The organism is Pseudomonas sp. FG35, assembly GCF_057809295.1.
The window spans coordinates 75,656-99,405 of the sequence record NZ_JBMDJR010000016.1 but is presented as its reverse complement, the minus strand read 5'-3'; the positions used below and the strand labels follow the sequence as shown (position 1 = coordinate 99,405).

Genomic DNA, 23,750 nt, shown 5'->3' with positions numbered 1-23,750 from the left:
CCCCGGATGAATCCCGGAACGAAGGAACACCGAGCCAAAGCGAGGTGCCGAACGCAGGGGCCTAGACCTTTTGGTTACTTTTGGGGCGTTTGCCAAAAGTGACCCGCCGTAAGGGCGGAACCGCCAGCCGCAACACCCAAAGAAACGGATATTCACCCAAAACAAACCCAAGGCCTGGCCGGCCCAAAGGCCGCCAAGGTCAATGCGCCGTAACCCCCCGCCGAACAGCAGAAGAACTCCCCGGCGCCAGAGCCAACGCCAGCTGCGTCCGATTATGCATATGCGTCAACCGCAAAACCTGCGACACATACAACTTCACCGTGTTCTCGGTAATCCCCAACTCACAGGCAATCTGATAATTGGTCTGCCCCTTGCCCACCAGCCGGGCCACATCGAGCTGGCGCGGCGACAACTGCTCGAAAATCGCCGGTATCTCTGCACTGTCACCCTCTGCCACGGTCTGGGCAGCCGGCGCAGGCCCGCGCCGAACCTTGTCCAGATCCTGATACAAATCATCGATCGACGAAGAAAGATCCTGCAGCTTCTGATTCAGGTGCCCCAGTTGCAGGGTCTTCTGCCGCTCCTGCAGCACCGTTTCCTGACGCCGCAACCCCTCCAGCAACTCATCCAGATCCACCGGTTTCTGGTAGTAATCGGCAATCCCCGCGCGCAACGCCTTGATCACATCCTGCTTGTCGGCGCGGCCGGTAAGCATGATTGCTTCGAACGCCCGGCTCTTGCCGGACACCCCCTGCAGCGCCTGCACCAGCTCGATGCCGTCCATGTCCGGCATGTGCAGGTCGCACAACACCAGGCCGATGGCCGGGTCTTCACTGAAACGCGTGACCGCCTCGCTGCTGGACTCACAGGGCACGCAGCGATAACCGCTGCTCTCAAGAAACTCACAGAGTTCTTCAACGATCAGCGCCTGATCATCGACCACAAGGACTTTTACCGCCGACGTAAGCTTGTTCACGTGCCACTCCATGCCCGGGCCAAAGCTGACCATTCCTGTACCGCCAGCCTATGGCTGTATAACCGCTCATTTGAAAGTAGACGCACTTTCCGACTATGTACATAGCAGTAGTGGCGAGTGGCGACTAATGGATCCAATAAAAAGTCAGGATTGTTCCAACCAGCACAAACGGCGCAAATGGCAGCTTTTTTGACATTTCAGGACTGAAATATCGAAGACGTTCTCTAACCCCTTGACTGGCATGCAGCCAGACTTTTGGCACCAGCAGCACCCACATCGCACTGCAGAGAGCAGCGCCGATAAACGCGCCGAGCAGGTGCTGACCGTCTGTCGCGAGGGCCAGGGCTGTCATTAGTTTCACATCGCCGCCGCCCATTCGCCCCAGCAGGTAACCCGGCAGCGTGAGCGCCAGCGCCAGCAACACCGCCCAGCCGCCCTGCGCCGCATCCGCCCCGAGCCAGGTGCTGCCGGTGACCAGCAACCAGACCAGCGCCAGCGCGCCGACGCCGAGGGTCAGGCCGTTGCCGATGTGGCGTTCGCGGGCATCCTGCGCGGCGCAGAGTGTCAGCCAGATCAGTAGGACAAAGCTGTGCATCCGGTAAAAATCGTCCGTTTTGGCTGAATGATTCTATGCTGATACTACGTAGTGACTGTCAGGGTAGACGCACTCATGAAAACCGGCCTCCCCCGCAAGCAAAAAGGCGCCGCCGCCATCGAATTCGCCTTGGTCTTCGTCATCTTCTTTGCCGTGTTTTACGGGATTGTGAGCTACAGCCTGCCGATGTTGCTGATGCAGGCCTTTACCCAGTCGACGTCCGAAGCAGTGCGGCGTGGCGTGGCACTGGATCCGGCGACCGCCAACTACGCGACCGCGATCCAGAACGTGGCACGCGCCGAACTGACCCGACGCCTGGCGTGGCTACCGTCAGCACTGAACTTCAACGCGGCCACCGACGCCACGATCACCTACGTGGGCGGCCTGCTGACCGTGACCATCAACTACCCGACCAACAAGCTCAATCAGGCGTTACCGTTTCTGGTCTTGCCCGGTATCGGGGCGGTACCCAATCTACCGGCCAACCTGACCGCCAGCTCGAGCCTGCAATTTTGAGTTCCGGTGACAAGCTGTTCGACCGCCTGCTCAATCGTCAAACGTCCACACCGCCAGCGGTCATGGACGACCCCGTGGTGCCCGGCGTCGGTTTGCAGCTGCATCTGGATGGCGAAGGCCAGGTCATCCACCTGACCGGGCCACTGCGCCATGTGCTGGCGCAACAACTGTCCGCCGCTCGCACGCCGCATCTGCTCGATTACCTGCTGCCGCACAGCGCGCTTGCGGTCGAAGGCGTGCCCGCCGACTGGCAGGGACAGTTGCTCGATCTGGATTTTTTCAGCCTCGCCGGTCCGCCGCTGCACTTGCGCGGCTGGGTACAGCCGCAGGGGGATGGCTGGGTTCTTCAACTGCTGGATATCGGCGACCTGCTGAGCGAAAGACGTCAGGCGCACAGCCGCGAGCAATGCCAGTGGCTCGCCGCACACATCCGCGACCACTTGCGGCTCTGCGGCCTGGCGCGTCTGCCACAGGTGCTGGGCGAACAGTTGCAGTGCCTGAGCCAGCGTTTTCAGGTGCCTTGCCTGGCCGTAGCGCTGCTGGATGAAGAGACCGAGGGCTGGCAGATTCATCAGCATTACAGCGCACCCGACGCCCCGCGACTGTGGGATATGGCGCAGCGCCTGGGTACCGGACTCGACAGCCTTAACGGCGCCGCACCGCAACGCGTGCTGCCCGCCGAGCATCCCCGCCTGAGCAGCGTGTTCGGCCCCGCCGAAGGGTTTGCCGTGCCTTACCGCGACGCCCATGGCGTGGCGGCATGGTTGCTCTTCGGCTGTTTCAGCGCGCAGCCACACACCGCCGAGTTGAGCGATCACGACTGGCTGCAACTGGCCGCCGCCGTCGCCGCGCCGCTGCTGGAACGCCTGCGTGAACATCGTCACCACTTGCAGCTGGAACGTCTGGAAATCCTGCAAAGCCTGCTCGGCACCGGTTGGTGGGAGGTGTTCAGCGACAGCGCCGAAGTGCTGCTCGCCGATGCGCTGGCCGTCAGCCTCGGCTTGAGCGCCGGGCGCCTGCCGATTCAGGCCTGGTTCGCCCGGGTGCACCCGGCCGACCGCGAAGAACTGCGCAGCCGCCTGCAAGCCTTGCAGGACGAAGGTCAGGCGCTGGAGCTGTGCGTGCGCCTGCAACCCGTTGATCAGGCGCAACCGCAGTGGTTCCGCTTGCAGGGCCAGTCACTGGGCATCGGCGCCGAGCGGCGTCTCGTAGGCTTCATGCTCGACATCAGCGACATCAAGAACCAGCAACAGCAGGCCGCCGCTGCCCATGCGCGACTGGACAACCTGATCGCCAGCGCGCCAGCGGTGATCTACGTGCAGCGCTATGTCGAGGGCGCGCTGCAGCCGACGTTTTTCAGCGCCAGCCTGCAACCATTGCTGGGCTGGAGCCTTGCCGACTGCGCCGACGGTGCGCTGGTGAATCATGTCCATCCCGACGATCGCGCGGCGTATTTCGAACGCACCCGGCAGTTGTTGCGCGAAGGTTCGGTGAGCACGCGCTACCGGATGCTCGACACCCAGGGCAACACCCACTGGCTGCTCGACGAAGCCAAACTGTTGCGCGACGATCTCGGTCTGCCAGTGGAGGCTGTCGGGCTGTGGCTGGACGTTACCGACGCGACCCTCGCCGCCGAGCGGATCAAGACCAGCGAAGAACGCTATCGCATCCTCGTGGAAGATTCGCCGGCCATGATCTGCCGCTATCGCCCCGACCTGACCCTGACCTTCGGCAACCGGCCACTGGCGATGTATCTGGAGTGCGCCCCGGAGCAACTGCCGGGGGTGAATCTGGGCAGCTGGATGTCGGACGAACAACGCGAGGCCTTCGTCCAGCGCCTGGCGCAACTGACTCCGGACGCGCCGGTGAGCAGTGCCGAAATCAACCTGCGCCTGCCGGGGCGCGAACATGCGTGGTGGATCTGGTCGGATCGCGGAGTGTTCGACGAGCAGGGCCGTCTGCTTGAAGTGCAAGCGGTGGGCCGTGACAACACCGAGGTCCGGCGTTCGCAGCAACAACTGACCCAAAGCGCGAAAATGGCCACCCTCGGCGAGATGGCCACGGGGCTGGCCCACGAGATCAATCAGCCGCTGAACGTGATGCGCATGGCCATCGTCAACGTGCTCAAACGTCTGGGCAACGGCGATGTGCAGATCGATTACCTGACCGACAAACTCAACCGCATCGACGCTCAGGTCCAGCGTGCGGCGCGGGTGGTCGATCATATGCGGGTGTTCGGCCGACGCTCGGAAATCGAACAGCACCCGTTCAATCCGCTCGACGCCATCGAAGGCACCTTGTCGTTGCTGTCCGAAGGTCTGCGCGGCAAAGGCGTCGAGCTACGAATCGGCGAGGCGAACTTCCAGCTGCAGGTGCGCGGGTACGTCGATCAGTTGGAACAGGTGTTGATCAACCTGATGGTCAACGCCCGGGACGCGCTGTTGAGCAAGCGTGAATCCAATCGCGACTTCCAGCCGTGGATTGCCGTGCGTGCCGAACACGACGAACACGTGGTGCGGCTGTGGGTCGAGGACAACGGCGGTGGCATCGACCCGCGCTTGCTGGAGCGGATTTTCGAGCCGTTCTTCACCACCAAACCGGTGGGCGTCGGCACTGGCCTGGGCTTATCGGTGAGCTATGGCATCGTCGAGAACATGGGCGGACGCCTGAGCGTGCGCAACGGCGACGACGGCGCCCGGTTCTGCATCGAATTGCCAATCGCCCTCGACGATCAGATCACCAGCGTCGCCCGCCCCGACTGACAACTGAGATTGGCGCCGACATCGACCTGATTGAGGTTGATCCCCAGGGCCATCAACAGCGTGTTGATGAGGGTGTCGAGCAACGGACTGAGCACGGTGTTGATGGTGGTGACCAGCAAGGTCTTCACGGAGCTCAGAATCGCCCCCAATCCACTGACCAGACTGCCCGTCGGGCCATGCATGTTGAGGTTGAGGTTGTTCAGGGTGTCGCTCAGGCTGCTGACCACGTTGCTGGTGGTATAGCTGTAATAGAACGGCGGCTGGTTGATCTCCGGCAGACTGGTGGCCGGTGGTGCGGAGTAGACATGAGGGATGTTGGCGTTCTGGCCGACGGTGGTGTCAGCCGAGATGTCGAGCCCGCCACCGACGGAAGGGATGCGCGGATCGCAACTGACCGGCAGCACCAGGAAGCGTCGGCAGGTCTTCACGCCGATATCGATCACCTTCAACGGTTGCACCACCACGGCCGGCGGCGTGACGTTATTGCCGAACACCGCTGCCGGATCCATCCGGCCGATTTTCAGGTTGGCGACTGAAGTCGTGGTGTTGGTGGTCAGGGTCTTGTTGGTCGGCGTCAGGCAACTGAATGCGGTGACGTAGCTGTTGGCCGCCGCCACATCCAGCGCCACGTCGAGACGAATCGGCCCGGGCAGCACCTCGATCGACGGTGTCTGGCAAGGCGCGCCCAGGGCGCACGTCAGCGAATCGATCACGCCCACCAGATTCAGGCTGAGCAGGGCATTGAGCGTATTGGTCAGCGGCCCGGCGAGATCGGCCACGGCGTTGACCAGCGACAGAATCGTATCCAGCAAAGGTAGATTGACCGACAACAGGGTTCGCACCTGCGCGGTCTTCACATAGATCCGGTTCGGCCCCAAGGGGTTGGCGGCTGCCAGCCGAGGGTTACCGATAGCCGACAATTGCGGCGGCTCCAGCACCTGCACCCGGGCGGTAATTTGCGCCACGCCGAGGTTGATCGTCTGGTTGGCCACCAGGCCGTTCTGCTTGTTCGCCAGTTGCACGAAGCCCTGAATCAGATCGAATGCCCGCAAATCCACCGCCAGCGCCGTGGCCTGAGTGCCGGCCTGAACGTTCAACAGGCTGCCCAGCACCACTTGGGTCGCACCGGCCGCCGCCTTGATCGCCTGCAAACCGAGGATGGTCGCCGTGGCACTCAGGGTGCCGTTGGGGTCGAGGACGTTGATCGCGGTCTGGACCAGTTGACTGACGGCGATGGTGTTGCCGAGCACTTCACTGTAGCCGCCCGCACTGAGACCGATATCGACCTTCAACCGGTCCAGATAACCGAGCAGATTGATATTGGTGTTGACCAGGCCATTCCAGCTCGCGGCACTGAGCGAGAGGTTGCCGCCCAGCAAGCCACCGAACAACGCATTGAGCACGGCTGACCGCCCCGTATCGACGCTCAATGCGGTGCTGCGGATGGTCAGGGATGCCAATGGTGGCGGCACCGCCGCGACTGCCGTGGCGCTGAGATTGATGGTTGCATTGCGGCCCGCGCCGCCGAAGAGTCCGCCGATGGCACCGGCAAAGCTCTGAGGCACGGTATGACTGACGACGACACGGATCGCTTCGGTGCTGGCGGCATTGACGGCAAACACCCGCAGATTGCTGGCGTCCAGGTTCAGCGTGCCACAGGCGACGGCCAAGGTGCGACCGGCACTGGGAATCGGGAAATTGTTCCGCACGACGCTGGCCTGCGCATAAGCGTTGGCCGTGGCCCCGGCGCCGCAGTTGCCGCCACGGGTCGCGGCTTCAAGGGCGGCGACATCGGCGATCTGTTGCAGGTGACGACGCTCGAGATACAGGCGGCCGCTGTCGACCACCACCAGGATGAACACCAGGGCCATGCCCAGGGTCAGCGCCGCCATCAGGCCGATGGCTCCCCGCTGCCGGGCTGGCCCGCCGCACTGCGAATGACGCGACATGGCGCACTCCTTTGCCGGCGCACGGCCGGGCGACCTCCATGGATGGGTATGAGTGTAGACACGCGCAGGCAACACTGCTGGCAAGACGCCAGTTTTACCCGCCCATAAAAAACGGGAGCCATTTGGCTCCCGTACTTTTTCAACAGATTAACGCGGTGGATAGTTGGACAGGATCCGCGCCACCGTTTCGCGGATGGCATTGCTGCGATCCGCCGGGTTCGGCGTGCGGCTGAGCATCTGCTCGTCGCTGCCACGCCACACCAGTTTGCCGTCCTTGCCGTCGAGCAGATCGACCTGAATGGTCGCTACTTTATAGGTGATGTTGCGGGTTTCGTTGTACATCGGGGCGCCCCAGTAACCGTTCCACGGGCCGCCCCAACCGCCGCCGTAGTTGGTGGTCACCTGTTGCTGACGGTCCTCGACGATCAGGTAGGTCTGCACAAACAGATCGCCTCGGGCGCCCGAAGCGGCCGGGCGCAGGCCACGCTGATCCAGTTGGTCGGCGACGGCCTGACGGATGCGCTGTTCGGTCAGGTCGCTCTTGATCCTTGGATCGTCGGGGCGGTATTGCAGGGCGGGGTCTTTCCAGCTCCAGCTGCGGTAAGCGGCAAAGTCGCGGCTGGCGTCGAAGTCATGGTTGACCTGGTTGGCGGCGCAGGCACTGAGCAGCGCGGCCACAGCCAATAAAGCGAGACGGCGGAACATGGTTTTTCTCCGGTGGAAGACATGAACCTGAGGGAGCTTCTCATTTGCCAGAAGCTAACTGGGAGGATACGCCGACATGGCCTTCTCGACAGCCTCCCGAATCGCGTCGGTGCGATCACTTTGCTTGCCTTGCGTGCCGGTTTCGGCGCTGGCGCTCCAGACCGGCTGACCACTGCCGGCGTCGAACAGATCGACTCGCACCACCACGACCTGTTCCTGGTAGGTACGCACGATCGGCACCGTGTTGTACATCCCGTAACCGCGGCCGTAACGGTCATATCCGCCGTAGCCGCCGTAGTAACCGTAATCGTCCTGCACCTGACGCAGGCGGGTTTCCAGGCTCAGGTTGGCGCTGACCAGCAGGTCGGCCGGGCGATTGTCATGCAGCGGGCGCAAGCCGCGCTGATCCAGCGCACTGCTGACGGCTTCGGCCACTTGCGCCGAATCCGCCCAGGCCGTACCCGGCGGCAACTGACCGTTGAGCCACGCCCAACTGCGATAGCGCCCGTAATCCCGTGGCGGCGCAGGATAAGCGCTGCGGTCGAAAGTGGTCGCTGCCTGCGGAGGGGCCGGCGGCAACGGTCGCGACTGCGCTACGTAGGGGTTGCTGCCCTGGCAAGCGGCCAACCCCAGACAGATCAGCAGTAACCCTGAATGACCTTTCATATCTCGCTCCGATCAGATCGGCCGGCAGATCCAGTGCAAGTAGCGCCCAAGCCCGGCGAAGCCTGGGTGACGACGGTGGGCGAGTTCCATCTCGAGCAAATCAATCAACTCGGCGCGGGCCTGGAATTCCACCGGCATGTAATCGTGGAAAACCCGCACCCCGCTCTGAGTTTCGACCTGCCACAACCCGGCGAGTTGCGTCGCCAGTTCCCGTGGATCGAGTGGCTGCTGCGGGGTCAGGCTCTGCTTTTCACCGGCCATGTCGTTCTTGCGCATTTTCTTGAAATGGCCTTTGAGCAGGTTCCGGTAAATCAGTGCATCGCGGTTGTAGAACGCCAGCGACAGCCAGCCGCCGGGCTTGGTCAACTGATGCAGCACCGGCAGAATCGCGTGGGGTTCGGCCAGCCACTCCAGCACCGCATGGCACAGCACCAGATCGAAGGGTTCGGTGAGCTGGCCGAGCAGTTCCTGCCAGGGCGCCTGAATGAACGTCGCGGTTTGCCCGGCTTCGGCAAAGCGCTGGCGTGCGCCTTCGAGCATCGGTTCGGCCGGCTCGGTGAACGTCACCTGGTGCCCGCGTTCAGCCAGCCACAACGACATGTGGCCCAGGCCGCCACCGATGTCGAGCACCCGCAACGGACGATCCGGCAAGGCTTCGGCGAGGTCGGCCTGCAGCACAGCGAGGCGGATCGCGCCCTTGGCGCCACCGTAGATTTTTTCGGCGAAGCGGGTCGCCAACTGATCGAAATGACGGTCGCTCATCAGCTGAACCGCCGTTCGCTGTCGGCGAGTTTGCTGCGCACCACTTCATTCATGTCCAGGCCCAGCTCGCTGCACAGCAGCAACAGATACAGAACGATGTCGCCGACTTCCTGCCCGGCGTGGGCGAGTTTGTCCGCCGGCAACTCGCGGGACTGGTCTTCGGTCAGCCACTGAAAGATTTCCACCAGTTCGGACATCTCCACGCTGGCGGCCATGGCCAGGTTTTTCGGGCTGTGAAATTGCCGCCAGTCATTGCGGTCGCGAATGGCGTGCAGGCGTTCGGTCAGTTCAACAAGGTTCATCGGGCTCTCCTGAAGGCGTATAGCTTCGGGGGGATGTCGAGCGAAGGCAAGCGCCAGCCGCCCGTTAAAACCCTCTATGCTTGCAGGGAACTCGACCGCACCCGCTGCGGCCCAAGGCTCAGCTCTTTCATCAGGAAACAGACATGCAGGTAGAAAGCTTTTTCGAATGGCTGGGCCAGGCGCTCGGCTCGATCATCCGCTTCATCGTCGACGGCCTCAGCGGCCTGTTCAATCTGCTCGGCAACGCGGGCGGCAACTTTGTCGACGGGCTGTCGAAGGCGCTGGGCATGGACACGTCGATCATCAGCATCATCGCGCTGATCGTCGGCCTGATGCTGCTGTGGTCGGCGATCCGCGCGTTCATGAATGCCTCGATCATTGCCGGGATCATCTGGTTGCTGCTGGGATTGTGGCTGCTGAGCTGGATCATTCACTGACGCCGCCCGCTACAATGCCGCTCCTCAAGGAGCCCGCATGTCCAACCTGATCACCGACTGGCGCGACCGCCCGACCCATCGCCGGGTCTGGGCCCTCGCCGCCCCCATGATCCTCTCCAACATTTCCGTGCCACTGGTGGCGCTGGTCGACAGCACCGTCATCGGCCACCTGCCCCATGCCCATCAACTGGGCGCGGTGGCCGTGGGTGCCAGCCTGTACACCTTTCTGGCCTGGGCCATGGGATTCCTGCGCATGGGCACCACCGGCTTCGCCGCCCAGGCTGCGGGTCGCAGCGATGGTGCAGCCTTGCGGCAGATTCTGCTTCAGGGCCTGCTGCTGGCGATGGGGCTGGCGCTGCTGCTTGGAACGCTGGGCGTACCGCTGAGCGGGGTCGCGCTGCACTTCATGCAACCGTCGGCGGAGCTGGATCAGCTGACCCGCGACTTCTTCCACACCCGCCTGTTCGGATTGCCGGCAGCGCTGGCCAGTTATGCGCTGGTCGGCTGGTTCCTCGGCACCCAGAATGCCCGGGCGCCGCTGGCTATTCTGCTGAGCACCAACCTGATCAACATCGTGCTCAACCTGTGGTTCGTGATTGGCCTGGACTGGGGCGTGGTCGGTTCGGCGCGCGCCTCGGTGATCGCCGAATGGAGCGGCGCCCTGCTCGGTCTGTGGATGACTCGCAAGGCTTTGCGCGCCTATCCCGGCCACATCGCCTGGGCCGCCCTGAAACTCTGGCAGAGCTGGCGCCCGCTGCTGGCGGTCAACCGCGACATTTTCATCCGCAGCCTGGCCCTGCAATCGGTGTTTTTCCTGATCACCGTGCAGGGCGCGCGACTGGGCGATGCCACCGTCGCGGCGAACGCGCTGTTGCTCAACGGCCTGCTGTTGACCGCCCACGCGCTGGACGGACTGGCCCACGCCGTCGAAGCCTTGTGCGGCCACGCCATCGGCGCCCGGGATCGTCTGGCCCTGCGCCGCTCGCTGGTGGTTGCCGGTGGCTGGTCGTTGCTGGCGAGCCTGGGCTTTGCCGCGCTGTTTCTGTTGGCCGGCCACTTGTTCATCGAAATGCAGACCGACATCCAGAGCGTGCGCGAGACCGCGTTCATCTACCTGCCCTATCTGGCCGTGCTGCCGTTGATCGCAGTCTGGAGCTACTTGCTCGACGGCTTGTTCATCGGTGCCACCCGCGCCCGGGAAATGCGCAACGGCATGCTGGCGACCGTGATCCTGCTGCTGCCGGTCGCCTGGGCGCTGCAAGGTCTGGGCAATCACGGCCTGTGGATTTCATTCCTGCTGTTCATGGTGCTGCGCAGCCTGACGCTCGGGGGACTGGCGTGGTGGCTGCGGCGCACCGATGGCTGGTTCAGCGGTGCCGCTCACTGAAGCGGCGCCTCACGACGGGTCGTTCAGCCAGCGCCGACGCAACAGTTCGAGCCGCTGCCGTGGGGTCAAACCTTGCGGCAGCGGTGTCAGCTCGGCACGCGGATGCTGCAAACGCAGCCACAACCAGTCGTCCAGCAGCGTCTGCTCGCTGAACCCCAGCGCCAGGCCTTGCTCCTGAAAGGCTGACATCAGCCGATAGTCGCTTCCTGTCGCCTGACTCCAGCGCCAGACATGCTGATCCAGCAGGCAACGGTGCAGACGTTCGCGCTGTCGGCGGGTCAGGCTTTGTTCGATCCGCAGCGGCTCCACGGCCAGCCCCGGATTGCGAAGTTGCTGCCAGCCCTGACTGCCGCCAGCCAGATCGGCCCAGTTCCCGCCGAACCAGCGCAGCCATCCGATCGGCCCGAGCCAGCAGCTCAATTGCCGGGCATCGCAGGCGTCGAAAAAGTAGCTGGCGGTCTGGCGATTGTAGAAATTGAGCAGTGCCCGGTGATTCAGGCCGACGGACACGGTCAGCATCCGCTGCAAGTGTTCGCGCAATACCTGCGCCGAGGCTTCGCTGCCCAGCAGCAGCCCTTGCCAGGTCATGGGATCGGTGTGGCAAAGCGCCGACAGCGCCGGGCTGTCACGCAGGTCGATCAGCCAAGGGCCCTGTTCACTGACCGGCTGAAACTCCGTACCGTCAAACAGCTTCAGGCTGTGCACACCGGCGAATCCCTGACGTAACGTCTGCACTGCCTGCGGCGCTTGTGCGATGTCCAGCAACAACCATTGAGCGCGCTGTCCGGGGGCCGCGACGCTCATCTTCCGTCGCTCGTTTTGAGCCCGGCGACCAATCGACAGCTGCACAGTGACGCCGAGCAATGGCGATAACTGCCGCCCCCCGGTATCAGGCACAGCAACAACAAAGGCTCGGCCGCCTTCAACCACTGAGGCAAGCCCGCACTCGCCAGACGCTCGGGCAGTGGTGACGGTGCGTCATCCGCGATCGCTTCGGTGAGTGCCGGGACCTGCAAGACGCCGCTGATCACGGGCTGCTCAGGGTCACCTTCCAGAAAGCTCACCACCACCTCCACCCCGTCCTTCAATGAGGCCATCGGCGTATCGGCCAACGCCGGAGCCAGCGGCAGCCAGCAGTGGCTGGGGCGGGCCCCTTCACCCTGATAAAGCCAGTCGAACTGGACAGCCACCGGCCGCACGGCATCAGGTTGTGCCTCCTCGACCGCCACCACCCACGCACGTTGCGGACTGCACATGCGCGCCCCCCGGTATCCGACGGATGATCGGGGTAGCGCCAACTGGTCAACGGCATAAATCCGGTTGCTGTAGGGCGGCTCGAGCGACTGATCGGCCCGATGCTCGATTCGGCTCACCAGCCAGTGCGGATTGGCGTCTGCCAGGAGCTGGCCGGAAATCGTCAACCAGTGACCACTGCGCAGGGTTGGCGAATCGGACTCCCCCTGCGCCGTACGTGTCCGCCGCGAGCCTTCTGCGTGCAGGCGCGAATGTTCGCCCGATTGCCAGCGGCGCACTGTCGGCGACGGTTCCCCATCCTCGACATCGGACCGCAGGCTCCCGGCGCGTGGCAGCCGGGTCGGATCGTCCCCGAACACCAGGCAATGTCTCCGAATCCCATGTTCGAAGTGATAGTGAATGCGTGCCTGTCTGCACAACCGCTGCACCAGTTGTAGATCCGACTCGCCGTATTGGGTGCAGAATGTCCGGGGCGGATACGCGCCTTGCAGGTCGAATCGGCGCCAGTTGCCACTGATACCGTGCTCCCTGAGCACCTGATCAAGAATCTGCGGTATCGAAAGATCACTGAAGATGCGCTGGCTGTAACGCAGGCCCAGGCAGCTCAACCGCGGCTCGAGCCGCGCCCGAAACAACCGCGCACCGCGCCCCTGTTCATGCTGGACAAGACTGTGCAACTGCCCGTGAACACTATTGCCGCAAGACCCGAAACACAGGCGCGCCGAACGATACATGAGGCCGGCAAGATCCAGATGCGGATCATCTGCCAGCACGTCGATCTCGAATGAAAAAGGCTCGCTGATGGCTTCGCAACCCGTGAATGCCAGGACTTCAAGCGAGTCGGACAGGCCCGCTACATCGAGACGAAACGACGGCTCGTCAGCTGGATCGAACATGGGGGGATTCTCTACAGGGGGGCGGGCGGGGATTCTCGCCGAGACCCATGGCCGAGTAGAGGGCCGAACTACAAATTCGGAAATGACCTACGCGAAAAGCAGACGACGTCACTTTGCTCGCCTTGGAACAAGCCGTTTCGCGAAGAGAAAAAGAAGCGTCTCACCCGGTTATCTGAAACGTCCGCGGTTAGCGGAACAATTTCAGACAACCAGATGAAAGCGGAACCTGGCCTCAGGAAGACAGGTAGGAGGAGCGGGTCAGACCCAGGCGCAATGCATCGAGGAACTGGGTGCGCTCGCTGGCGCTGATGCGGGCACTGGCGCACTTGTCGCGGTAGTGAGTCATCAGTTCTTCCGGCGACAGGTGCACATAACGCAGCATGTCTTCGATGGTGTCGTGGGTTTCAATACCGGCGTGGTACACGCTGCCATCGGCGTTCTGGTAGATGTTCACCGAGTCGGTGTCACCGAACAGGTTGTGCATGTCGCCCAGGATTTCCTGGTAGGCACCGACCAGGAACACGCCCAGCAGGTAGTCTTCACCTTCGTTCAGCGCGTGCACCGGCAGGCTGGTCTCGATGCTCTGCTCGTCGACGTACTGGTTGATCTTGCCGTCGGAGTCGCAGGTCAGGTCTTGCAGGACGGCGCGACGCAGCGGTTCTTCGTCGAGACGGTGCAGCGGGATGATCGGCAGTACCTGATCGATCGCCCAGGTGTCCGGCAGGCTCTGGAACACCGAGAAGTTGCAGATGTACTTGTCGGCCAGCTTGTCGTTGAGTTCGTCCAGCACCTGACGGTGCGAACGCTGACGTGCTTTCAACGAGTTGTGCAGGCGACGGCATACGGCGAAGTAGCACTGCTCGGCCAGGGCTTTCTCGGCCAGGGTCAGTTTGCCGTCGGCGTACTGGGCAGCTACGTCGCTCATGTAGTGAGTGGCACGCCAGTAGGTTTCGGTGACCATTTCGATGTCGGTCGGGCCGAGCAGGTCAACCAGCCACTGCACGGTTTCCGGCAGCGCTTCCTTGTTCTCGATCTGCGGCACGTCGTCGTTGTGTTTCTCGACGTCGGTCACCTGCACCACCAGCATCGCGTGGTGCGCGGTCAGCGAACGGCCGCTTTCGGAGAAGATGTGCGGATGCGGCAGGGCCTGCGCGTCGCAGAATTCCTTGAGCATGCCGACCACGACACCGGCGTAGTCGTCCATGTCGTAGTTGATCGAACTGGCGTTGCGCGAGTGGGTACCGTCGTAGTCCACACCCAGACCACCGCCGACGTCGATGTGATCGACTGGCAGGCCCAGATTGCGCAGCTCGCCGTAGTAACGGATCGCCTCCTTGAAGCCATGCTGGTAGTCAGCGAGGTTGGCGATCTGCGAACCCATGTGGAAGTGCAGCAGGCGGATGCCCTGATCCAGGCCCGCCGCGCGGAAGCGCTCGACTACCGACAACAGTTGCGCCGCCGACAGACCGAACTTGGATTTCTCGCCACCGGTGTCTGCCCACTTCGACGACGCCAGGGACGACAGACGCACGCGCAGGCCGACCTGTGGCTTGACCTTCAGCGAGGCGGCCTCTTCGATCACCAGACCGACTTCGGATTCTTTCTCGATCACGATGAACACGTTGTGGCCGAGCTTCTGGCCCATCAGCGCCAGACGGATGAACTCGCGGTCCTTGTACCCGTTACAGACGATGGTGCCGCCCTTCGGCGCCAGCGCCAGCACCGCCAGCAGCTCAGGCTTGGAGCCGGCTTCCAGACCGATGGAAACGTTCTGGGTGGCGATGATGTTCTCGATCACCGCTTCCTGCTGGTTGACCTTGATCGGGTACAGCGCGGTGTATTTGCTCTGGTATTCCAGACGCTCGATGTTCGCATCGAAAGCGCCGGTCAGCTGACGGACGCGGTCTTGCAGGATGTCGGGGAAACGCACCAGCAGCGGCAGGGACAAGCCACTCTTGCGCAACTGGTCGACTTGTTCGAACAGATCGATAGGCGAGCTGCTCGGGCCGTTCGGACGAACTTCGACGCGACCGGCGTCATTGATCGCGAAATACCCGGCCCCCCAATGGCGAATCCCGTAAACACTGCGGCTGTCCGCAACTGTCCATTGGCTGCCATCGTCTTTGCGTGTGCGTCGTACGGACATCGAAGTCCCCTATAAAGAAGTCATAGTGCGTCGCCTGATCTCAGGCCGGCGCAGTCTAAAGAATGAAAATGACGGTTCGTCAGCGCGGCGGTAGACCGCGCTGACAGCGTTGAGTTTAGAAACCGGTCATGAACAGGCTCTGTGAAAACCATGGAAACGACGTCAGACCCAGGAACCCTGGAGCTGAATCAAGCCGCCGGTGGGTTTCACAGAGGCTGCTAGCCGCCGGACTTCTTCGCTTTGAAACCGTGCTTGACCAACTCGGCCAGGAGCAGCTCGACATGATCGCCCTGGATCTCGATGATCCCGTCTTTCAACGCACCGCCGGTGCCGCAACGTTTCTTCAACGTTGTCGCCAGCTCCTTGAGTGCGTCCTCGGCCAGGGGCACGCCGGTGATGGTGGTCACCGTCTTGCCGCCACGGCCCTTGCTCTCGCGGCGTACGCGGGCAATGCCGTCGCCGGCCGGGATCACGGTTTGCTTGCAGATACAGGCGTCCACCGGCTTGCTGCATTCCGGGCAATGACGACCTGCGTCGGTGGAAAATACCAGGCCGCCCAGGGCGGCGAAGGATGCGGCTTTTTTGGCCACCGGCAATCCTCTCGGGAGGACAAAGACTGATCGCAGCCTTGGGCAAGGCTATCGACCGCGAAGCCCCACTCAGGCAGGGGCAGCGCTACTGCACCGGTTCTTCAATAAAAGCGGGCCGGTGCAGCTTGAAAAGGTCGCGCAGTGTAACGGCAAAAACACCGATTGCTAAGTGCCAATCGGCGCCAATTTATGTGTTCTTTGCGACGTTGCTTTGCTGAGCCTTCAGATAACGTTTCAAGGCTGCCAGAGAGTCCGGGCAGTAAGGCTTTTGCCGGATTTCCTGCATGACCTGCTCGACCGGAATGAAGCGCGCTTCGAGCACTTCTTCAGGCTGCAGGATCAGCGGCCCGTCCCACACCGCCGAAAACGCCGAACACCACAGACGATTGCCGGTGTCTTCGAAGTAGAAATGGTCGTGGGCCGTCAGCTCTACGCCACTCACGCCCAGCTCTTCTTCCAGTTCACGGGCCGCCGACTCGGCGTAGGTCTCGTGCGCCTGCACCATGCCGCCTGCTGCCACGTCCCAGTAACCGGGATAGATGGCTTTGCTCAACGTGCGCCGATGCACGCAGAGTTCACCGGCGGAGTTGAACAGCATGATGTAGGTGCCACGGCCGATCAGCCCGCGCTCGCGCAGGTCGGAACGTACCAGGGCGCCGAGCAGGTTGTCCTGCTCGTCGACCCAGGCGATCTGTTCAGCATCCGAGGCAGCGCGGTGGGCCGCCTCTCTGGCGCTCTCGTCCATGACTCAGCCCTGATTGAGCAGTTGACGCAAATCGATCACGGCGGCGTTGGCCCGGGAAATGTAGTTGGCCATGACCAGCGAGTGGTTGGCCAACACACCGAAGCCACTGCCATTGAGGATCATCGGGCTCCAGATCGGCTCCTGCGACGCCTCCAGCTCACGAATGATCTGACGCACGCTGACGGTCGCGTTCTTCTTCGCCAGCACGTCGGCGAAATCGACTTCGATCGCGCGCAGCAGGTGCGACAGCGCCCAGGCCTGGCCACGGGCTTCGTAGAACACGTTGTCGATCTGCATCCACGGAGTCTCGACGACCTCCTCGTCGACCTGCGGCACTTCACCCACCGCCGGCACTTCGGTTTTCAGCGCGGTGTTGAGCTTGACCCGGCCAACGCTGGCCGACAGGCGTTGCGACAGCGAACCGAGACGGGTGCCGACATCGCCCAGCCAGTTGTTCAGGTTGTCGGCGCGGGCGTAGAACAGCGCGTTTTTCTGGGTCGGATCGGACAGACGCGCCTGATAACGGCTCAGGGAATTGATGCCTTCCTGATATTCCGACTCGCTGGACGGCAGGACCCAGCTCTTGTTGTCGAAGTTGAAGCGCGGCTCGGCCTTGGCCAGGTCGGCGTCTTCAGCCGATTGCGACTGCGAACGGGCGAAGTCCTTGCGCAGGGCGCGGGTCAGGTCGCGTACCTGCACCAGCACGCCGTATTCCCAGCTCGGCATGTTGTCCATCCACAGGCCCGGCGGGAAACGGTCGTTGGAAATGTAGCCGCCCGGCTTGTCGAGCAAAGTACCGGCAACGGTTTTCAGGGTTTCGACGGTGGTGTAGCCGACCACCATCTGCTTGCCTTCCTTCTCGGCGGCAACCTGAGCGTTCTGCGCGACGGGAAACAGCGCCGGTTCCTGACTCCAATACCAGCCAAGGGCAATAGTCACCAACAGATAAATGGCAACCAGCGTGGCCAGCGCCCGGCTGAACAACAGCCCGCCGACATAGCTGCGGGCGGCCGACTTGGGCTCGGCGGCACGTTCAGGCGCGCTGCCCGCGCGGTTCTTCCAGTCCAGCATGGCGATATCCTTTCAATCTTGGGTTCAACGGTTCGACCACAACCATACAACAACGTGCCTCGACCCGGCACCCGTCAATATTGACAGGCGCTGTCTCGCCGACCGCCACAAGGTCCGGACAGACCAACCTAAGGGATTCCCCGATACCGGAACCATCGCCAATCCGCCCCCGATACCCGCAACGGGACAACACAAATACCCCGCCCCACCTTTCTCGGCCTGCGACAAATTCACCGGTGTGCAGATCGGCAAATGCCCGGTAGATGGGGACTTCCCCGACGATCAGGTTCAAATTGAAACCCACCAGTCAGAAACTGAATGATGTCGTACCGCAGATTATTGACGTACGACACTCATGTAAGGGAAAAGAGGTGCTAGCATAGAGCCACCAGTCGATCTCAGCATGCACCCTAACTAGTAGTCAGGATATGACCGAGCCAGAAGACCCCAGCCGTGAGCGCCTCAAGCACCACTTTGCCCAGCGGGTAATTCATCAGGCACGTCAGATTCTTGAGATATGGCAGCGCCTGCAACGCAGTGAGTGGTCCACTGCCGATCTCGCCGAACTGAGCGAGGCCAATTTGCGCCTGCTGCGTTTTGCCGAGCGTTTCGAACAGCCCGAACATACGCAGCTGGCCCGCCACATCAGCCAGTCGCTGGAAGCGGTGGACGCCAATCGCGGACGCCTGAGCAGCGGCCTGATCACCGATCTCAACCGCCTGATGCAGCGCTTGTCGCGCACCGGCCTGCGCCATGGCGATCAGCTTGATCAGACCTTCCTGCCGCCCCTGCGCAAACCGATCTACGTGATGCTGCAGGATCACGACCGCGCCGAGCGGCTGGCCAAGCAGCTGGAGTTTTTCGGTCTGAGCGCCCAGGCGCTGGACAGCGTGTCGGCGTTTCGCTCGTCGATGGTCGAGCGCCTGCCGGCCGCGATCGTCATGGACGTGGATTTCAGCGGCGCCGGCGTCGGCCTGAAACTCGCTGCCGAAGCCCAGCAAGGTCTGGAAGAACCACTGCCGCTGCTGTTCTTCAGCCTGCACGAAACCGACACCCCGACCCGCCTAGCGGCAGTGCGCGCCGGTGGCCAGGAATTCCTCACCGGCACCCTCGAAGCGTCGAGCCTGCTGGAGAAGATCGAAGTCCTGACCTGCGTCGCCCAGTACGAACCCTATAAAGTGCTGATCATCGACGACTCCCGCGCCCAGGCCCTGCACACCGAACGCCTGCTCAACAGCGCCGGGATCGTCACCCGCACCCTGATCGAACCGATTCAAGCGATGGCCGAGCTGGCGGACTTCCAGCCAGACCTGATCATCCTCGACATGTACATGCCAGCCTGCACCGGCACCGAGCTGGCCAAGGTCATCCGCCACAACGACCGCTACGTCAGCGTGCCGATCATTTACCTGTCGGCCGAAGACGACCTGGACAAGCAGCTCGACGCCATGAGCGAAGGTGGCGACGACTTCCTGACCAAACCGATCAAGCCGCGCCACCTGATCACCACCGTGCGCAACCGCGCCGCCCGCGCGCGCAACCTGAAAGCACGGATGGTCCGCGACAGCCTCACCGGCCTGTACAACCACACGCACATTCTGCAATTGCTCGAAGACTGCTCGTTCCGCGCCCGCCGTGAAAACAAGCCGTTGAGCTTTGCCATGCTCGACATCGACCACTTCAAACGGGTCAATGATAGCCACGGCCACCCCATGGGCGACCGGGTCATCAAGAGCCTGGCGCTGTTCCTCAAGCAGCGTCTGCGCAAGACCGACTTCATCGGCCGTTACGGCGGTGAAGAATTCGCCATCGTCATGCCGGACACCGATATAGAAGCGGCGCACAAAGTGCTCGACGAAATCCGCCAGCGCTTTGCCGAGATCCACTACCCGGCCCAGCCGCAGGATCTGTGGTGCACCTTCAGCGCCGGCGTGGTGGAGATGCACGACGACTCCGACAGCCTGATGATGGCCAGCCAGGCCGACGAGGCGCTGTATCGCGCCAAGGGCGAAGGACGCAATCGGGTGCAGACCGCTCGCGACTCAAAGCAAAGTGCCACTTTTTCATCGGATTCGACCCAATCGGTCATAACCGTGTAACAGAACCGCAATAAATTCAGGCGCTTACCATTCTGCCGTTGGTAGCCGTCATGCGCCTGAAGTTGCTCACCAATCTCAATACTCTGTTGCTGGTCGCCGTCTGCGTGGCCCTCGGCGCCACGCTGTGGTGGTCGCAAAAAGCCCTGGAGCGCCCGTATCTGTTGATGGAGCGTTACCTGGGGCTGTCGCAGCAATTTCAGAATGTCGTGGCACGCAACGTCGAGGATTACCTCGCCAGCGGCGACGCCCTGCGCCTGAGCAGCGCCAGTCAGGCCATCGATGATTTGCAGAAAGAACTCGGTGAGCTGCCGCCCGCGCTGGCCGACACCTTGCGCCCGAGCCTCGCCGACCTCGATGGGTTCAGCAAGACCGACCTGCTGGCCGCCGGCAAACTGGCCGGCGATCCGCAGGCCCTGCTGCTGCAGGCCGAGCGCGAATTGAGCGCCAGTCTCGATCAACTCAGCACCTACGCCGGCGGCAATGCGACTTACCTAACGCCCCTGCTGATTGCCTCTCAACATCTGGGCAAACTGTCGCTGGCCCGAGACAAACTGGTCAGCAGCGGACGCAGTGAACTGGCCGCCGATGTCGAGCGCGAAGTCAGCAACATCCGCGCCCAGGCCCAGACAATCGATGCCCTGCCCTTGCTCGGCGTGGTCGCCAGCAGTGAGTCCGGCAGCGACGACTTCGCCGCGATGATGGGCATCGAAAGCACAGCAAAAGCCGCCGCCGAAGATGCCGGGGTCGGCCTCAAACGCGAACTCAACAGTTTGCTCGGTCGATACCCGGCGGAACTGGCGCGCACCCGCGAGCAGATCCAGAAACGCACCGATCTGAGCACCGCGACTCACCAGAAAATCGCCGCCGTGCAACAAGCCATCGCCGGTCTCGAACCCGTGGTGCGCGCCCAGCACGGGCAGATCCAGGGCGAAGTGCGGCTGATGCAAGGCGTGATGATCGGCCTGATTCTGCTGATCGCGCTGCTGATCGACACCCTGCAGCGACGCCTGGCCCGCACCCTGACCAACCTCGCGCCGGCGCTGTCGACCTGGGCCGAAGGCGATTTCAGCCGCGACATTCATCTGGGCAAGACCAACCGCGAACTGCACGACATCGAAGCCTCGCTCAATCGCCTGCGCGCCTATCTGGTGGATCTCGTCGGGACGATTCGCGGCAATGCCGAGCAAGTGGCCGGCAGCAGCCGCACCCTCGCCGAGCTGAGCAATGACTTGCACAGCGGCGCCGAACATCAGGCCGGCGATACCGCGCTGATCCGTGATTCCCTCGGCGAACTGGAAGCGACCATCCAGCAAGTGGCCGGCGATGCACGGCAGGCCGCCGACGCCAGCCGCCATGCCGGGCTGGCCGTCGAACACGGGCAACAAGTGATCGGCCAGAGCCTCACCGGTCTGCACGCACTGGTCGGCGAAGTGCAAGGCAATGCGCAGATGATCGAACACCTGGCCGAAGAGTCGGCAACCATCGGCGGCGTGCTGACGGTGATCCGCTCGATTGCCGACCAGACCAACCTGCTGGCGCTCAACGCGGCGATCGAAGCCGCCCGCGCCGGGGAAATGGGCCGCGGGTTTGCCGTGGTGGCCGAGGAAGTGCGCTCGCTGGCACAACGCACAGCCGGCGCCACCGCCGAAATCCAGACCCTGATCGCCGGCCTGCAAACCGCCGCCCGGCAATCGGTCGAGGGCATGCGCGCGCAGGTCGAACATGCCGAGGCCACGGCCAATCAGGCGCAATCGGCGGACGGGGCACTGGACAAGATTGTCGGCGCGATCCAGACCATCTCCGACACCGCGATCCGCATCGCCGACATCACCGCGCAACAGAGCGGTGCGGTCAGCGAGATCCGCGATCACAGCGAACGGATTCACCAATTGGGCGGGGACAATCTGCTGCGCATCGGCCAGGGCCGCGAGCAAGGCGAGAACCTGCTGTTGCTGGGCGGTCAGCTGCACACTGCCGTGCAGGCGTTCCGCGTGTGACACACAGCGCAGGGCCAAGTCCGCTATCATTCCCGCACCTTTGATTCGCGAGATTGTCATGCGCCGTCTGCTCTGCCTGCTGTTTTTCATCTTCGCCCTGCCGGCCGGCGCCGCCGGTCTGTTCGACAGCAAACCCAGCGCCACACTGGGCTCGGTCAACAACAGTGCCGATTTCCTGCCGGTGCGCGAAGCCTTTCAACTGAGCCTGGTCGAGAGCACGCCGCAATCGGTCAAACTGCGCTTCGTCGCCACCGAAGGCTATTACCTCTACCGCCACCGTTTCCAGTTTCGCGCCGAGCCGGCCGAGGTAAAACTTGGCGCCGCACAACTGCCCCAAGGCGAACAGAAGCACGACGAGTATTTCGGCGACGTCGAGGTCTACCACGGCATTCTCGATGTAGAACTGCCGCGCAATGATTCCCGGTCGTTCACGCTGGCCGTCACCTATCAGGGTTGTGCCGACAAGGGTTTGTGCTATCCACCGGAAACCGAACGCCTGAGCATCGAGGGCAACGCGGCGGCAAATGACGCGTCCGCTCCGGTGGCGGGTTGGGACTGGCGTGATCTGGCGCTGTTTTTCCTGGCGGGCCTGGGCCTGACCTTCACGCCTTGTGTATTGCCGATGCTGCCGATCCTGTCCGGCGTGGTGTTGCGCGGACAGGTCGGCGGTTTGCGCGGCTTCAATCTGTCGCTGGCTTATGTGCTGCCGATGGCCGCGTGTTTCGCGCTGCTCGGCGCATTGATGGGGCTGTTCGGCGCGCAACTGAATCTGCAGGCACGGCTGCAATCGGCTTGGGTACTGGTGCCGTTCGCGATGTTCTTTGCGGTGTTCGCACTGGCGATGTTCGGCGTGTTCGAGCTGAAACTGCCGCACTTCATCAGCAGCCGACTCGACCGGATTGCCGGGCGCACCGAAGGCGGCTCGCTGTGGGGCGCGGCAGTGTTGGGCGTGGTGTCGAGTCTGCTGGTCTCGCCGTGCGTTTCCGCACCGCTGGCCGGCGCACTGCTTTATATAAGCGCCAGCGGCGATGCGCTGGGCGGTGGCCTGAAGCTGTTCATGCTCGGCCTGGGCATGGGCGCGCCGCTGTTGCTGGTGGCCACCGGCGGCGCGGCGTGGCTGCCGAAAAGCGGGCCGTGGATGATGTACGTGAAGAACGGCATCGGCGTATTGCTGCTCGGTCTGGCGATCGGCCTGCTCAGCCGGGTACTGCCGGGGCAGATCACGTTGCTGCTGATCGGCTTGTTGGCCGGCGGTGTCGGCCTGTTCCTCGGCGCTCTGGAATTCGTCTACAAACCGCCGCGCAAACGCCTCGGCCAGTTGCTCGGCATGTTCCTGCTGTTTTACGCGCTGGCCTGCTGGTACGGCGCGTTCAGCGGGCAGACCGACCCGTTGAACCCGATAGCCCCGACACGCCTTGCCGACAGTGGCTCGACCGCGCAGAACAGCGGTTCGTGGCAGACCGTCAGCACCCCGGCGGAACTGGATCGGGTGCTGCTCGAGGCGAAAACCGCCGGCACCCCACTGCTGCTCGACTGGTATGCCGACTGGTGCATCAGCTGCAAAGTCATCGAACACGAAGTGCTCAATGACGCCACGGTCGTCGATCGGCTCAAGGGTTACCGGCTGATCCGCTTCGACATCACCGCCAGCAATGCCGAACAGCGCACCCTGCTCGACCGCTACAGCCTGTTCGGCCCACCGGCGCTGATGTTCTTCGGCAAGGACGGGGTGGAACGTCGCGATGTTCGGGTGATCGGCGAGATCAACGCCGGCGACTTCGCCGAACGCGTTGCCAAAGCGAATGACCGGATTTAATCAGTCAGTCACATATTTTGCGCAAACATCGGACATCGTGCTGGCTATTGCAGAGAACTGGACAGTCACAAAGTCTTTG

The 23,750-nt window shown here is 62.9% G+C and carries 20 protein-coding genes; 7 read left to right on the top strand and 13 right to left on the bottom strand.

Annotated features, from left to right (window positions below; genetic code table 11):
• Positions 1 to 199: 199 nt before the first annotated feature.
• Complete coding sequence (locus ACODTD_RS25115) at positions 200 to 976, bottom strand: response regulator transcription factor (RefSeq protein WP_041475496.1); 777 nt, start codon at positions 974 to 976, stop codon at positions 200 to 202.
• A 124-nt stretch (positions 977 to 1,100) separates the two neighbouring features.
• Positions 1,101 to 1,571: an A24 family peptidase gene (locus ACODTD_RS25110; RefSeq protein ID WP_011332281.1), complete on the bottom strand. Its 471-nt coding sequence runs from the start codon at positions 1,569 to 1,571 to the stop codon at positions 1,101 to 1,103.
• Positions 1,572 to 1,646: 75 nt separating this feature from the next.
• Between ACODTD_RS25110 and ACODTD_RS25105 the strand changes: the two genes are divergently transcribed.
• Both ACODTD_RS25105 and ACODTD_RS25100 read left to right on the top strand, forming a co-directional pair.
• The gene (locus ACODTD_RS25105; protein WP_011332280.1) at positions 1,647 to 2,087 is read left to right on the top strand and encodes a TadE/TadG family type IV pilus assembly protein; all 441 of its coding nucleotides are present in this window, start codon (positions 1,647 to 1,649) and stop codon (positions 2,085 to 2,087) included.
• Complete coding sequence (locus ACODTD_RS25100) at positions 2,084 to 4,849, top strand: PAS domain-containing sensor histidine kinase (RefSeq protein ID WP_489105334.1); 2,766 nt, start codon at positions 2,084 to 2,086, stop codon at positions 4,847 to 4,849. Before ACODTD_RS25105 ends, ACODTD_RS25100 begins: the two co-directional genes overlap by 4 nt.
• Here the strand turns inward: ACODTD_RS25100 and ACODTD_RS25095 are convergent.
• The 5 genes from ACODTD_RS25095 to ACODTD_RS25075 all read right to left on the bottom strand — a co-directional run bounded on the left by ACODTD_RS25095 (position 4,819) and on the right by ACODTD_RS25075 (position 9,233).
• Positions 4,819 to 6,798 (bottom strand): TadG family pilus assembly protein, encoded by a 1,980-nt coding sequence (locus ACODTD_RS25095; RefSeq protein ID WP_489105333.1) that lies wholly within the window; start codon positions 6,796 to 6,798, stop codon positions 4,819 to 4,821. The two genes, ACODTD_RS25100 and ACODTD_RS25095, sit on opposite strands and share 31 nt — an antisense overlap.
• Positions 6,799 to 6,945: 147 nt before the next feature.
• Positions 6,946 to 7,503 (bottom strand): DUF4136 domain-containing protein, encoded by a 558-nt coding sequence (locus ACODTD_RS25090; RefSeq protein ID WP_007951006.1) that lies wholly within the window; start codon positions 7,501 to 7,503, stop codon positions 6,946 to 6,948.
• Positions 7,504 to 7,557: 54 nt separating this feature from the next.
• Positions 7,558 to 8,169 (bottom strand): DUF4136 domain-containing protein, encoded by a 612-nt coding sequence (locus tag ACODTD_RS25085; RefSeq protein ID WP_011332277.1) that lies wholly within the window; start codon positions 8,167 to 8,169, stop codon positions 7,558 to 7,560.
• Positions 8,170 to 8,181: 12 nt separating this feature from the next.
• Positions 8,182 to 8,931 carry a methyltransferase gene (locus ACODTD_RS25080; protein WP_011332276.1) on the bottom strand — a complete coding sequence of 250 codons (750 nt, stop codon included), beginning with the start codon at positions 8,929 to 8,931 and terminating at the stop codon, positions 8,182 to 8,184.
• Positions 8,931 to 9,233: a MazG-like family protein gene (locus tag ACODTD_RS25075; RefSeq protein ID WP_011332275.1), complete on the bottom strand. Its 303-nt coding sequence runs from the start codon at positions 9,231 to 9,233 to the stop codon at positions 8,931 to 8,933. Before ACODTD_RS25075 ends, ACODTD_RS25080 begins: the two co-directional genes overlap by 1 nt.
• Positions 9,234 to 9,376: 143 nt before the next feature.
• Here ACODTD_RS25075 and ACODTD_RS25070 point away from each other — a divergent pair, with 143 nt between their 5' ends.
• Entirely contained in the window at positions 9,377 to 9,670 is a 294-nt protein-coding gene (locus ACODTD_RS25070; RefSeq protein WP_007951010.1) for a hypothetical protein, read from the top strand.
• Between the two features lie 37 nt (positions 9,671 to 9,707).
• Positions 9,708 to 11,057, top strand: coding sequence for an MATE family efflux transporter (locus ACODTD_RS25065; RefSeq protein WP_011332274.1), 1,350 nt, complete (start codon positions 9,708 to 9,710; stop codon positions 11,055 to 11,057).
• 9 nt (positions 11,058 to 11,066) lie between these two features.
• Here ACODTD_RS25065 and ACODTD_RS25060 read toward each other — a convergent pair whose 3' ends face one another.
• From ACODTD_RS25060 to ACODTD_RS25035, 6 genes are all read right to left on the bottom strand, one after another.
• The gene (locus tag ACODTD_RS25060) at positions 11,067 to 11,861 is read right to left on the bottom strand and encodes a DUF4123 domain-containing protein (RefSeq protein WP_011332273.1); all 795 of its coding nucleotides are present in this window, start codon (positions 11,859 to 11,861) and stop codon (positions 11,067 to 11,069) included.
• Positions 11,858 to 13,207 carry a type VI secretion system Vgr family protein gene (locus ACODTD_RS25055; protein ID WP_221615459.1) on the bottom strand — a complete coding sequence of 450 codons (1,350 nt, stop codon included), beginning with the start codon at positions 13,205 to 13,207 and terminating at the stop codon, positions 11,858 to 11,860. The genes ACODTD_RS25060 and ACODTD_RS25055 overlap by 4 nt, the downstream gene beginning before the upstream one ends.
• 232 nt (positions 13,208 to 13,439) lie before the next feature.
• Positions 13,440 to 15,353: an arginine decarboxylase gene (gene speA / locus ACODTD_RS25050; protein ID WP_011332271.1), complete on the bottom strand. Its 1,914-nt coding sequence runs from the start codon at positions 15,351 to 15,353 to the stop codon at positions 13,440 to 13,442.
• A 218-nt stretch (positions 15,354 to 15,571) separates the two neighbouring features.
• Positions 15,572 to 15,943 carry a translation initiation factor Sui1 gene (locus tag ACODTD_RS25045; RefSeq protein WP_007951016.1) on the bottom strand — a complete coding sequence of 124 codons (372 nt, stop codon included), beginning with the start codon at positions 15,941 to 15,943 and terminating at the stop codon, positions 15,572 to 15,574.
• Between the two features lie 187 nt (positions 15,944 to 16,130).
• Positions 16,131 to 16,688 carry an NUDIX hydrolase gene (locus ACODTD_RS25040; RefSeq protein WP_064379226.1) on the bottom strand — a complete coding sequence of 186 codons (558 nt, stop codon included), beginning with the start codon at positions 16,686 to 16,688 and terminating at the stop codon, positions 16,131 to 16,133.
• 3 nt (positions 16,689 to 16,691) lie between these two features.
• Positions 16,692 to 17,759 carry a DUF2333 family protein gene (locus tag ACODTD_RS25035; RefSeq protein WP_011332269.1) on the bottom strand — a complete coding sequence of 356 codons (1,068 nt, stop codon included), beginning with the start codon at positions 17,757 to 17,759 and terminating at the stop codon, positions 16,692 to 16,694.
• A 428-nt stretch (positions 17,760 to 18,187) separates the two neighbouring features.
• Here ACODTD_RS25035 and gcbA point away from each other — a divergent pair, with 428 nt between their 5' ends.
• Genes gcbA through ACODTD_RS25020 form a run of 3 tightly spaced genes read left to right on the top strand, consistent with a single transcriptional unit; the run spans position 18,188 to position 23,671 of the window.
• The gene (gcbA, locus tag ACODTD_RS25030) at positions 18,188 to 19,858 is read left to right on the top strand and encodes a diguanylate cyclase GcbA (protein WP_011332268.1); all 1,671 of its coding nucleotides are present in this window, start codon (positions 18,188 to 18,190) and stop codon (positions 19,856 to 19,858) included.
• A 50-nt stretch (positions 19,859 to 19,908) separates the two neighbouring features.
• The gene (locus ACODTD_RS25025; protein ID WP_011332267.1) at positions 19,909 to 21,855 is read left to right on the top strand and encodes a methyl-accepting chemotaxis protein; all 1,947 of its coding nucleotides are present in this window, start codon (positions 19,909 to 19,911) and stop codon (positions 21,853 to 21,855) included.
• A gap of 58 nt (positions 21,856 to 21,913) precedes the next feature.
• On the top strand, positions 21,914 to 23,671 hold the full coding sequence (locus ACODTD_RS25020; RefSeq protein ID WP_201817306.1) for a protein-disulfide reductase DsbD: 1,758 nt from the start codon (positions 21,914 to 21,916) through the stop codon (positions 23,669 to 23,671).
• Positions 23,672 to 23,750: the final 79 nt, after the last annotated feature.

Excerpts from the sequence above, each read along its gene's own strand:
- ACODTD_RS25040 (WP_064379226.1), bottom strand. The coding sequence starts at position 16,688 with ATGGACGAGAGCGCCAGAGAGGCGGCCCACCGCGCTGCCTCGGATGCT.
- ACODTD_RS25035 (WP_011332269.1), bottom strand. The coding sequence starts at position 17,759 with ATGCTGGACTGGAAGAACCGCGCGGGCAGCGCGCCTGAACGTGCCGCC.
- ACODTD_RS25075 (WP_011332275.1), bottom strand. The coding sequence starts at position 9,233 with ATGAACCTTGTTGAACTGACCGAACGCCTGCACGCCATTCGCGACCGC.
- ACODTD_RS25065 (WP_011332274.1), top strand. The coding sequence starts at position 9,708 with ATGTCCAACCTGATCACCGACTGGCGCGACCGCCCGACCCATCGCCGG.
- ACODTD_RS25080 (WP_011332276.1), bottom strand. The coding sequence starts at position 8,931 with ATGAGCGACCGTCATTTCGATCAGTTGGCGACCCGCTTCGCCGAAAAA.
- ACODTD_RS25070 (WP_007951010.1), top strand. The coding sequence starts at position 9,377 with ATGCAGGTAGAAAGCTTTTTCGAATGGCTGGGCCAGGCGCTCGGCTCG.
- ACODTD_RS25110 (WP_011332281.1), bottom strand. The coding sequence starts at position 1,571 with ATGCACAGCTTTGTCCTACTGATCTGGCTGACACTCTGCGCCGCGCAG.
- gcbA (WP_011332268.1), top strand. The coding sequence starts at position 18,188 with ATGACCGAGCCAGAAGACCCCAGCCGTGAGCGCCTCAAGCACCACTTT.
- ACODTD_RS25105 (WP_011332280.1), top strand. The coding sequence starts at position 1,647 with ATGAAAACCGGCCTCCCCCGCAAGCAAAAAGGCGCCGCCGCCATCGAA.
- speA (WP_011332271.1), bottom strand. The coding sequence starts at position 15,353 with ATGTCCGTACGACGCACACGCAAAGACGATGGCAGCCAATGGACAGTT.
- ACODTD_RS25085 (WP_011332277.1), bottom strand. The coding sequence starts at position 8,169 with ATGAAAGGTCATTCAGGGTTACTGCTGATCTGTCTGGGGTTGGCCGCT.
- ACODTD_RS25025 (WP_011332267.1), top strand. The coding sequence starts at position 19,909 with ATGCGCCTGAAGTTGCTCACCAATCTCAATACTCTGTTGCTGGTCGCC.
- ACODTD_RS25060 (WP_011332273.1), bottom strand. The coding sequence starts at position 11,861 with ATGAGCGTCGCGGCCCCCGGACAGCGCGCTCAATGGTTGTTGCTGGAC.
- ACODTD_RS25020 (WP_201817306.1), top strand. The coding sequence starts at position 21,914 with ATGCGCCGTCTGCTCTGCCTGCTGTTTTTCATCTTCGCCCTGCCGGCC.
- ACODTD_RS25095 (WP_489105333.1), bottom strand. The coding sequence starts at position 6,798 with ATGTCGCGTCATTCGCAGTGCGGCGGGCCAGCCCGGCAGCGGGGAGCC.
- ACODTD_RS25055 (WP_221615459.1), bottom strand. The coding sequence starts at position 13,207 with ATGTTCGATCCAGCTGACGAGCCGTCGTTTCGTCTCGATGTAGCGGGC.
- ACODTD_RS25090 (WP_007951006.1), bottom strand. The coding sequence starts at position 7,503 with ATGTTCCGCCGTCTCGCTTTATTGGCTGTGGCCGCGCTGCTCAGTGCC.